At 34.5% G+C, this 11,101-nt stretch carries 8 protein-coding genes; 4 read left to right on the top strand and 4 right to left on the bottom strand.

Annotated features, from left to right (window positions below; genetic code table 11):
• Window positions 1-211, top strand: a 211-nt coding sequence (locus tag JR312_RS03085; RefSeq protein ID WP_416647703.1) for a hypothetical protein, incomplete at its 5' end; no start/stop codon positions are given.
• A gap of 452 nt (window positions 212-663) precedes the next feature.
• Here JR312_RS03085 and JR312_RS03080 read toward each other — a convergent pair.
• From JR312_RS03080 to JR312_RS03070, 3 genes are read right to left on the bottom strand one after another with little or no spacing between them, the layout of a single operon-like run.
• Window positions 664-1,584: a tyrosine-type recombinase/integrase gene (locus JR312_RS03080; RefSeq protein ID WP_010401376.1), complete on the bottom strand. Its 921-nt coding sequence runs from the start codon at window positions 1,582-1,584 to the stop codon at window positions 664-666.
• A gap of 2 nt (window positions 1,585-1,586) precedes the next feature.
• Window positions 1,587-2,975 (bottom strand): dihydrolipoyl dehydrogenase, encoded by a 1,389-nt coding sequence (lpdA, locus tag JR312_RS03075; protein ID WP_416647702.1) that lies wholly within the window; start codon window positions 2,973-2,975, stop codon window positions 1,587-1,589.
• Window positions 2,968-4,077: an outer membrane protein assembly factor BamB family protein gene (locus JR312_RS03070; protein WP_416647701.1), complete on the bottom strand. Its 1,110-nt coding sequence runs from the start codon at window positions 4,075-4,077 to the stop codon at window positions 2,968-2,970. Before JR312_RS03070 ends, lpdA begins: the two co-directional genes overlap by 8 nt.
• A gap of 323 nt (window positions 4,078-4,400) precedes the next feature.
• On the opposite strand from JR312_RS03070, the gene JR312_RS03065 reads away from it, so the two are divergent.
• On the top strand, window positions 4,401-5,693 hold the full coding sequence (locus JR312_RS03065; RefSeq protein ID WP_416647700.1) for a cbb3-type cytochrome c oxidase subunit I: 1,293 nt from the start codon (window positions 4,401-4,403) through the stop codon (window positions 5,691-5,693).
• A gap of 117 nt (window positions 5,694-5,810) precedes the next feature.
• Here JR312_RS03065 and JR312_RS03060 read toward each other — a convergent pair whose 3' ends face one another.
• The gene (locus JR312_RS03060; protein ID WP_416647699.1) at window positions 5,811-6,308 is read right to left on the bottom strand and encodes a hypothetical protein; all 498 of its coding nucleotides are present in this window, start codon (window positions 6,306-6,308) and stop codon (window positions 5,811-5,813) included.
• A 146-nt stretch (window positions 6,309-6,454) separates the two neighbouring features.
• Here JR312_RS03060 and JR312_RS03055 point away from each other — a divergent pair, with 146 nt between their 5' ends.
• Together JR312_RS03055 and JR312_RS03050 are read left to right on the top strand one after the other, a co-directional pair.
• Entirely contained in the window at window positions 6,455-9,028 is a 2,574-nt protein-coding gene (locus JR312_RS03055) for a valine--tRNA ligase (RefSeq protein WP_416647698.1), read from the top strand.
• Window positions 9,029-9,069: 41 nt separating this feature from the next.
• Window positions 9,070-11,101, top strand: a 2,032-nt coding sequence (locus JR312_RS03050) for a hypothetical protein (protein WP_416647697.1), incomplete at its 3' end; no start/stop codon positions are given.

Here is an 11,101-nt window from a genome sequence, read left to right as displayed (position 1 = left end):
TTATTACTTTTTTTTCGGTTTGATACACTTTTTTGAACGTTCCCGAATTTTTAGTTTAACTCAATTTTCAATAGATTTCTTGCATAAACAGGTGTCACCCCAGCTGGAACCCAATATCTGGATTCCAGTGTCACGCGCTGGAATGACATCAACTTTTGAATTCGAGTTATGCAAGAAATCCAACATATTAGGAACGACAATATCAGGTTGAGATGTAGTTCATATGTAAAGGTAACCTCTACTTTTCCTCAGCTTTCTTTCTAGGCTCTGTAAACAAAATTTTAAAGAAGCCATATAGTGTAGCTAGAGACATTTTTAGTCAACTGAGTAATTTTGTTCCTCTAGCCTGAGGTCAAAATAAATTTGAATGGGTTTCCCAGTACGTCAACAAGTGCATGAACTTTAGTCGCAAATCCCCGTCCTCAATTAATTTGACCTGCTAACATTTTGTACACAGAGCCTAGCTCTTTTGCTATTTGCTTGACTTGTTTCTTTACATAGCTTCTAATTTAAATTCTGCTGTCTATTCTCTTTCATTCATAACCTTTTGCAAAACGTTTTTGCTTTCTTCTCTGCTGGTCACTATTGCTTATATAAAGCAAGTACAGTACTGAATGATGTTGCAAGCACTCAGTTCGGCAATATTATCGATTTAAGACGAAGTTAAGATTTCGATTTTTTATTCAAACTCTTCTGAAAGTTTTTATACATATTGAAGACATCTTGATAATTTAGGTGAGTGTAAACTTGAGTAGTTTCAAGGCTTGAGTGGCCAAGCAGCTGTTGTATTGATCTTATGTCAATATCTTCCTGAAGCAAATGAGTAGCAAAACTATGGCGAAATGCATGTGGAGATAAAATTTCTGGTAAGTTTAAAAATCTTCTTATTTTTTGCAAACGATTAGCAACATAAGTTCTTCCCAATTTTTTTCCTCTTACCCCCACAAAAAGATGTCCCGCTTCGTCAAAGTGGGGACAAGCTTTTATATATTTTTGTATACACTTTTTTACTACTGGAAGAATAAATACCTGCCTTTGTTTATCTCCCTTACCTGTTACTATTAAACTTTCATTGCTAATATCACTAACCTTAAGATTCAGTGCTTCAGTGATTCTTAAGCCCGTACCATATAGCAGAACGACAATTGCAATTTCTCTTTTTACCACCCAAGGCTCGCCTAGATCAGGCAATTTCATTTCTTTCAATAGAGTTTCTATGTTAGATATTGAAAGTGCTTTAGGTAGAGTTCTTCTCTGAATTGGCCTTGATAAAGAAAATACCGCTTCATTATTTATTTCATAATTGTTTTTTATATATTTGAAAAAATTTCTGATTACTGACAATGCGCGAGTGTTAGATCTCGCATTTACACCTCTTGCATAACGAGAGGTAAACCAACTTCTCAGTTCAGGTATGCTTAATTTTTCTAAAGAGCCAACATTTACTTCTTCACCAATGTGAGTATTTAGGAAACTTATAAGATCTTTGAGGTCCCTCATGTATGACTCCAAAGTGTTTGGTGAGTAAGACCTGTTGTACTTTAGCCAATCATACCATTTTTCAATGATTGAACCGAGGTCCACAGTTACTTTTTAAAGAAAGCATCGATGCACGCATCCCTAAAGGCTTCATTTATATCAGGATGAGAGTGACAAATTCTGTATATATCCTCTGCTGCTGCACCATATGCCATTGCAACCGCTGCTTCATTGATTAGCGTATCAGCGTATGCTCCTATGATATGTACACCGAGTATTGTATCTGCTTTGCTACAAGTCAGAACTTTCACGAATCCCTCAGCATCGTCAGTGACTTTTGCTCTACCGTTTGCAGCAAATCGACATTTACCAACTTTATACTTTCGGCCAGCACTTTTTAGTTCTTCTTCAGTTTTACCGATTGAAGAAACTACAGGGTGGGTGTAAACGACCGACGGTATGATTTCATAATCAACGTGAGGCAATTGCCTTGCTAGTATCTCTGCAACTGCCACCCCTTCTTCCTCAGCTTTGTGAGCAAGCATTGCTCCACCAATCACATCACCAATAGCAAATATTCCTTTCACATTAGTTTCATATCTGTTGTTAACTTGAACGAAACCGCGATTATCTTTTTCCATTTTTTCATCAATACCAAGACCATCAGTACATGGTTTGCGTCCTGCTGCCACCAATACCTTATCCGCCTCTATAGTGTTTGTTTGATTATCTTTTACAGAACAAACTTTCACACTCAAAGAGTTACTACTTTGTTTTATCTCTTCAACTTTGGTGCTGAGTAAAAATTTTATTCCCTGCTTTTGTAGACTAGAAAGTAAAGACTTACTTAGTTCGCTATCCATTGCTGCAGCGATTCTGTCAAAAAACTCTACTACAGTAACTTCAGAGCCTAGCCTATTCCACACAGAAGACATTTCAAGTCCTATTGCCCCAGCTCCAATTACAACAAGTTTTTTTGGTACTTCAGTTAAAGACAATGCACCAGTTGATGAAATGATATTTTTCTCATCAATATCAATTCCTGGTAGAGAACTAACATCAGAACCAGTTGCAATTACTATATTTTTTGCCTTCAGTACCTTACCTTCAACTGAAACTTCAAGGTTGCCTTGATCAAAAGAAGTAATTTTTCCAAGTCCATTGATCTTAGTAATTTTGTAAAGGTTAAACAGATATTCTATGCCTTTTCCAAGTTCTTGAACTCTAGCGTCTTTATAGCCTAGCATTTCTTTCAAATCGAGACTTACATCCTTAACTTTTATGCCAAGTTTTGATAGATTATTTTTCGCGCTAGCATACTGATAAGAGGAATGGAGTAATGCTTTTGATGGTATACACCCAACTCGCAAACACGTGCCACCAAAAATGCTATTTTTGTCTATACAAGCAACTTTGAGTCCAAGTTTTGCAGCAGCAATAGCGCATTTGTAACCACCTGGACCACCACCTATAATAATCAAATCATAATCAGTCATAAAAAACAAACCTATTTTCTAAAGAATAAACACCATTTCCTTCAGTCGTTATATACATCTTACCATGGGTAAATACTGGAGCATGAAACACATTACCAGGTATTTTAATTACCCTTCCTGTACTTTCAGATCCAGGAAAAACAAATATTGAACCTTTATTACTTGTTACCCAAAGCGTATGGGCATACATAATTGGAACAAACAATTGCACATTCTCTATAAAATCAGATGTCCAAACTGTTTTTCCACTTTGTATGTCGATGCCAATTACCTTATTATCTTTAGTCACCATGAAAATTCTTCCGCCTTCTTTTTGTTTCTCTGCAGGAATAAGAGGGCTATAATATGACTCAATGTTTGATATACTTTTTACTTGTAGTGGCCTTGACCATAAAATATTTCCTGAGTTTACGTCAATGCTATAAATATAAGAGTTGCTCGTAGCTATTAAGATATTATCGTGTACTCTAGGCGTAGTAGTTACATCTGTAAGCTGTGTATCTAAAAGATTTGTAGCTAATTTTTGGCTCCATAGTTTTTTACCTTCTTCATTAAAAGCTATTAACTCACCATTTGAAAATGGTGCCATTATTTTATCATTAGAGACTGCTGGTGAGATGGAATATAAACCTCGAACCTCATTTATACCATTTTGATAAGCCCAAATAGGGCTGCCATCTTTTATATCAAATGCATGTAGATAGTTATCAATAGTCAATACTACCAACTTATTGTTTATTACTATTGCTTTCCCTCTTGCCGGAGCTCTTAATTCTTTTTCCCATTGAATCTCCCCTGTTTTCGCATCTATTGTGTGTAGAATGTTATCCACTACAAAGAAAACATTTTCTTTGTAGCTCGATAAACTCATATTACCAATTTTTTTCCTACTTGAGAGGTATAATTTCCAATTTATAACTCTTGGGTTATCGATATCAAAGGAATATAAGGTACCGTGCTTGTCTGGTAAAATAACGCTATTTTCTGTAAGTATTGGAGCTACATATCCTTGAGATAATTTTTTATCTACTAAACTTATTCGTTCGCTTGCCATTGTATAGTTACTATACAATAACATTATCATGACAATTATTATTTTCATTATTTAGTGAAAACAAGATTCATTAATATACATACTAGAAACGTAAATCACAACGAAAATGTTCTTAATTGTGGATCAAAAGCATTAACGTAATGTCATGCCATTATGTAAAGATTCTCTTACTGTAATAATTTTTATCAAGTATTGATTAAAACACATTTCGATAGCTCAGACTAACGCTGTCAGTAATATTACCATAATATGAAATGGAAATGGACGCAGCATTTTCACGATGAAAGATATTGTTGTAATGTCATTCATTTAAACTATGCATATCAATTTGAAAAATGTACATTGTCTTATGCTATAGTACCTAAAAGTAAATGCTCAACATACAAAATAACGCTTCACTTTGCAGGCAATGGATATTCTTGGCAGTACTTGCTCTTGCTTGTTCTGGACTGCTGTCAATAATTGTTATTTTTCTACGATTGCCTTTTATTTCTTCTCTCATTCCTTCTGCACAATATATCTTTGATAATGCACTGGTGATACACGTAAATTTGTCAATTTTGGTATGGATGTGCTCTATAATATCTCTGCTCTTCATCATAAACTTAAAAAACACCAATCATTGGTTTAACTTCTCATGGATTCTCTCAATCCTTTCCATGCTGCTAATGTTTATATCTGCATTTGTTCCAAATACTGAAGTTATCAAAAGTAACTATATACCTGTATTACAAAACAAATTATTTTTACTTGGACTCAGTCTTTTCATTACCAGCATATTGATAAATACAGCTCTAGCCTACATATCAAATAAACAAGACTCATATCTTTCAATCGGACAAATTGGCCTGGTCATTATACTTGTGTCATCATTTCTTTGTGTTGTTTTAGCACATAAAAATATGCCTCCAGGTCTATATCACTCAGACAAGAATTTATTTTATGAATATCTCTTTTGGGGAGGCGGACATTTACTGCAGTTTGCCTTTTCTCAAGCAATGTTTTTAGTTTATTTGATCATACTGAATGCTCGCTATATTAGTCTAAATAAAATTACCATTTTACCACTATTTATAAACACAGTTTTGACCGTAGGTGCGCCGTTTATATACTTTATTTATTCGGCGGATAGTGCTGAATTGATACAGTTTTTTACCTGGCATATGAGAATTGCTGGAGCAGTTCTGCCGTGCTTTTTAACAATATTAGTGTATTGCAACACAAAAACTCTGCTCAATGATAAGGGCAATTATCTTCTCCACTCGTTTGTATTGTTCATTTATGGAGGTGTGCTTGGAGTGCTAACTATTGAAGGAAATGTCACTATCCCTGCGCATTATCACGGTTCTGTGGTTGGTATTACTATAGCTTTTATGAATTTTGTCTACTGGCTGTTACCAAAATTGGGCTGTAAAGAAATAAAAAGCTCCATAGTAAGATTACAGATTTATGCATATAGCTTGGGACATTTTTTCCACATTACTGGACTTGTTTGGCTTGGTGGATATGGTGCCTTAAGAAAAGTTGCAGATCTGCCAAGTATTTCATCAATGTTGGCACGTGCTTGTTTTATTACGGGTGGAGCTATATCAGTTATTGGTGGAATGTTATTCATAATAATTGTGATGTTACATCTTCTTAAAGGCAAGGCTCGTACCAACTAACCCACAGAAACAAAACTAAAAATTTTAGTGTAAAATTACTATATTTACTTTGTACTATGGCTCAAACAACCTGCTTCAAATTTGGAAAGGCAGTGAAATGAAAAAAACTATATCAAGCTAGACTGAATTCTTATTTGCTACTCCTTGTGGTTCTTGTGTTCCATTTATTTGAGAGCTAGGTTTCATTATTAAACCACCAGCTAAGAATGCAGATACTGTTGCTATAACAACGATTAACCATATGTCCAATTTAGTTGTATGTTCAAGTGTAATATACACTACTAACCCAACAGCAAGACCAGTGCTAGCAGTAGCGATGTATGTTGCTTTTTCTTTCAGTTGTTTATTTGCTTCATTTTTGGTTTCTAATATTTTCTTTTCTTGCTGTAACTGCTGGATTTGAGTATTTATTTTTTGTTTCAGTTCATTCGATACTTCACTTTTTAGTTCATTTTTTATTTTAGATATTGCCTTTTCTGGGCTTTTTTTAACTTCTAGTTCCAACACGTCCTCAAGCAATTCTGCTAGTTTTATTTTTTCGTTGGAGGGCAGATAGTATGGATCATATAGAGCATTAACAAGATCTTGTAAATCAGAAAATTTAAAATCAGGCATAATAAACCTCAATACTAAAAATTTATCGTGTAATACATAAAAAACTAAAATCAAGAAATTTTGTATTATAAACTAAAATGTCAGACATTAAAATTGCTGTATTTGCTCAATTGTGCTAACTTAAAGCTTAAAACTGAAAAATATTTATGTTGGAAGAAAAATACAGCTTTAGAGAAGTTGAAGACAAATACAATGTATTATGGGAAGGAAGTAAAGTTTATAAATGGAGTAGTGAAAAGGGTAACACTTTCACTATAGATACTCCCCCACCAACGATATCAGGAAAGTTGCATATTGGCCATATATTCAGCTATTGCCACACAGACTTTATTGCAAGGTTTCAGCGTATGCTGGGAAAAGATGTATTTTATCCAATTGGGTTTGATGATAATGGCCTTCCGACTGAAAGGTTAGTTGAGCAAACCTATAAAACCCGCGCAAAAGAAGTTGGCAGAGAAAAATTTATAGAGATGTGCCATGAGGTTATTGAAAAATCAAAGCAAGAATTCAAGGAATTGTTTAAATCAGTTGGCATTAGCTATGACTGGGATTTGGAATACCACACGATCAGCAAGGGAGCTGTGGCACTTTCTCAAATGTCATTCATTGATCTATATAATAAAGAGTATGCATACAGAAAAATGCAACCTATTCTTTGGGACCCAGTCGATAAAACTGCAATTGCACAAGCAGAAATAGAGGATAAAGTCTTTGAGTCATTTTTGAACACGATAGTTTTTTCCACTGAAGAAAATGAGCAGATTAAGATTGCAACTACACGGCCTGAGTTGATCCCAGCATGTGTTGCAGTTTTTTGCCATCCAGAAGATGCACGCTACACTCAGCTGATTGGAAAAATAGCCGTGGTGGCAATAACAGGAGCAAAAGTTCCAATAATAGCTGATGATAAAGTTAAAATAGATAAAGGTACTGGGCTTGTTATGTGCTGTACGTTTGGTGATGAGCTCGACATATATTGGCAGCAAAAGCATGGTCTGCCGATGAAAATTATTATCGATCAGGATGGTAGGATAAGTCTAGATTCAGTGTATGGTAATAATAGATCCCAGTGTCAAGGCACTGGGATGACAAAGGGGAGTGACATTCCAGTGCTTGACACTGGAATCCAGCCATTAGAGGAGACACACCCCCCAGCGCGTGACGCTGGAATCTACGATGAAATAAATGGCCTAAAGGTTAAAGAAGCAAGAAAGAGAATTATTGAAATCCTAACTGAAAAGGGCCTTTTGATAGAAAGTACTAACATTTCTCATTCCGTAAAGTGTGCAGAAAGATCTGGTGCATCACTTGAAATATTACCAACTTATCAATGGTTTATCAAGACTTTAGAGCAAAAAGCTCAAGTGTTAGATAAAGTAAAAAAGTGTAGTTGGCATCCAAAGTCTATGCGTAAACGCATGGAGGTATGGATAGAAGGGCTAAATTGGGATTGGTGCATTTCAAGACAGCGTTATTTTGGTGTGCCATTTCCGGTGTGGTATTCAAAACGTAAAGGGGAAGAGGGTAAAATCATTCTAGCTGAAGTAAAGGATTTGCCTATCGATCCACTCAAAGATTTGCCGAAAGGGTATAGTAAGGAAGAGGTTAACCCAGACCAAGATGTAATGGATACGTGGGCCACAAGTGCGATCACTACTCAACTAAGTGCACTGGCAGTAAACAGTGAGCTCGGTTTACCAAGCCATCGGTATGATAAGATATTTCCTGCAGATCTGCGCAGCCAAAGCCATGAGATAATAAGAACTTGGGCTTTTTATACGATTTTGAAGGCACATTATCATGCAGATTCACTGCCGTGGAAAAATGTCATGATTAGTGGTTGGTGTTTGGCTGATGATAAAAAAAAGATGAGTAAATCAAAAGGTAATATCATCACTCCTCATGTAATGCTTGAAACCTATGGAGCTGACGTAGTACGCTATTGGGCAGCAAACTCAAGACTTGGAGTTGACACAGTCTACTCTGAAAATATCTTCAAAATTGGCAAACGACTTGTTACGAAACTTTGGAATGCTAGCAAATTTGTTTCCATGTTTATGGAAAAACATCAAGCATTGAGCATAAATTCCATCAGTGAGACGATGGATAAGTGGATATTGTCCAAATTATATAAAGTGATAGAAAAAACGACGAACAACCTATTACAGTTTGAATACTGCGAAGCTTTGAGCTCAATAGAAGAATTTTTTTGGAAAGATTTTTGTGATAATTACTTAGAGTTAGTTAAAAAACGTGCATATGGAGATGCATTGGACAGCGAGGCAAACATAAGTGCGAAACAGAGTTTGGCATATGTACTCAATATTATTTTGCGGTTATTTGCACCATTTTTGCCATACATTACAGAGGAAATATATCATCAGTTGTATAGTTATAACTCCGTTCACAATAAAAGTAATTGGCCTAACAAGGAAGAACTTATCTATGATAAGTATTCTGAGGAAATGGGAGATAATTTCGTGCAGATATTAAACCTTGTGAGAAAAATAAAAGCAGATAATAACGTATCAGTTAAGCATCTTATACAAAAGTTGATGATAAAAGCGAGTGTAAAAGAGGATGAGTTAAATTATTCTGCTCAGCATGATTTGCAGTCAGTTTGCAATGCTGAAGTGATAGAATGGGTTGAGAGTACAGAAGCAGAGCTTATAACTGAGAATGGAAAATTTACTGTAAGTTTATTGATTGATGTAACTTAGCATTCGTATTACTATACTAATTATTTAGTTGTGAGGTAATAATGATTGGTAATTCATATGATAATGAAATTGAAGAACAAAAAGATGATTATCATGACTTCATTCAAAGGTTTTTGTTTTTGCTCGGTAAGATAAAAGAAAAGAATAAATCAATTCACACTGCTGTAGCTAGTTTTCACATATTATCTTTTTTAATAAAATACAATGCCAATTTTAATGAAGATGAAGTGTATAAAGCCGTTATCCAAGATTTCAATAATGTAAAGGAGGCGAGACTAGAGCTTCAAGATAAGGCTAAAAAAGTATTGAATGGGTATATTGAAAGTGGTGTTGAAACAGTGTCAATATATGGTAGTTGTGCAGAAGTTAAATTGGGAGCTAATAAAAACAAATTCAAAGTCAGTGAGTTTTTGAATAGTAATTTCTGTCAAGATAATGGAATTTCAGGGTTTTCAACTCTGCATAGCAATGGAAAAAATGGAATGCACGGTTTTGTTTCTGAAGAAGGAATAAGGCACTATGTTGTAACTGATGGTGCATACGAAATGACTCTGAATTGGTGTGATGAGGACGGAAAAAAGTGCACTATTATAATTAATATTGATGCTAATGGTATAGAACTTATCGAGCGTAATCGTGTTACTGATGATCAATTGAAAGCAAATAAAGATGTAAAAATAGGTAACTTATTCTTGTATCAAATAAAATTTAGAAATAAGGAGAAAGGCAATCATAAATCATCTGAGATTGTGATAGAAAATGGTAATAGAAATATTAACATTCAAACAACTCAAGAAATTGAGCGTGGCAGCAAAGAAGCTCAAATAGGCAGTACTAAAATGCAAGATAAAAGTGCACAAGTTGTAGATGACAGCTTAAACGAAAGAATTAATAAATTGGAAAAAGAAAATACAAGATTGACTGGAAATAATCAAACTATATTAGAACAATTACAGCAAAAAATGAGAGAGGTGGAGGAATTAAATGGAAAGGTAAGGGAAAAAGATGAAGTTTTGGCTGAAGTAACACAAAAACTCAAGCAGCTAAGTGATTCGGTAGAGAGTGAATTTGAAAGGAGAAAAGTAGAGAAGGAAAAGTTAGAGGAGAAGTTAAGGAAAGCGCAAAAAGAGATACAAAAGTTAAGTAAAGAAAAAGCTGAATTAGTGCAAGAAAAGCAAGGCTTGGAAGAATATGCTAAAGTTCTAGTTGTCAAAATACAAAAACTAGTTGATCAAATAGGGCGATCAGATCTTAAAAGTGAAATCCAGAGATTAGAAAGTCAATCACATGAATTAGAATCTAAAAAAGTAACAGAATTGATGACATGTTTAGAAAAGAAAGAGAAAAAAATAGCAGAGTTAGAAGCACAGTTGCAAAAAGAAAGTTATGAAACTTATGATTTAATACTTAAATCATCGGATTTAGAAGAAGAAAAAAGACGATTACAAGAAAAGTTAAATGAAAAAACTCAAGAAGTGATTAAACTAACTGTAGATTTAGAAGAACTAAGTAAGCAATCGGAAGAGAAAGAAACTAAATATTTCAGTAGGATTAAAGAGTTAGAAAAAAATATTAATAAAGAAAGAAAAAACAGTGGAGAGTTGGAAAATTATAGCATCAATCTGGAGAAAGAAAGTCAAATTCAACATGAAAAGTACAAAGAGTTACTATTTGAGAAGAATGCTCTAAAAGAAGAAATTTCAGATTTGAATGATCAATCTTCATTAGCTCATCAGAATCGTGTGAGCTTAGCACAAGACTTGGCAAAAAACATAATATATTTGTTCAAAGAGAATGTAAGAGAAGGAGATAACGTGATTATATCGCAGGAAAGTGTATTAGAGATTTTGAATAGATTTGAGGAATTAATCAAGAATTTTGGAGTCAGTGATCAAGAAATAAAAGGAGTAATTGAAGAAATATCTGTACAAACTAATGATAGCCTTGCTCCTTCAGATATAAGTAATGGAGATTTATCAGCACTACCAAATAAAGAGCTGGATGAAACTTCATGTTCAGAAGATTTTGGGGGAACGTTCAAAAAAGTGTGTCAAACCGCATTTTCAATTCAAC

It is taken from the genome of Wolbachia endosymbiont of Nasonia giraulti, from assembly GCF_048054155.1.
Classification (GTDB): domain Bacteria; phylum Pseudomonadota; class Alphaproteobacteria; order Rickettsiales; family Anaplasmataceae; genus Wolbachia; species Wolbachia pipientis_C.
This window is presented reverse-complemented; position numbering and strand designations above follow the sequence as displayed.

What these genes read in the sequence shown, in the direction of transcription:
- JR312_RS03055 (WP_416647698.1), top strand. Translation starts at nt 6,455, where the DNA reads ATGTTGGAAGAAAAATACAGCTTTAGAGAAGTTGAAGACAAATACAAT.
- lpdA (WP_416647702.1), bottom strand. Translation starts at nt 2,975, where the DNA reads ATGACTGATTATGATTTGATTATTATAGGTGGTGGTCCAGGTGGTTAC.
- JR312_RS03070 (WP_416647701.1), bottom strand. Translation starts at nt 4,077, where the DNA reads ATGAAAATAATAATTGTCATGATAATGTTATTGTATAGTAACTATACA.
- JR312_RS03065 (WP_416647700.1), top strand. Translation starts at nt 4,401, where the DNA reads ATGCTCAACATACAAAATAACGCTTCACTTTGCAGGCAATGGATATTC.
- JR312_RS03060 (WP_416647699.1), bottom strand. Translation starts at nt 6,308, where the DNA reads ATGCCTGATTTTAAATTTTCTGATTTACAAGATCTTGTTAATGCTCTA.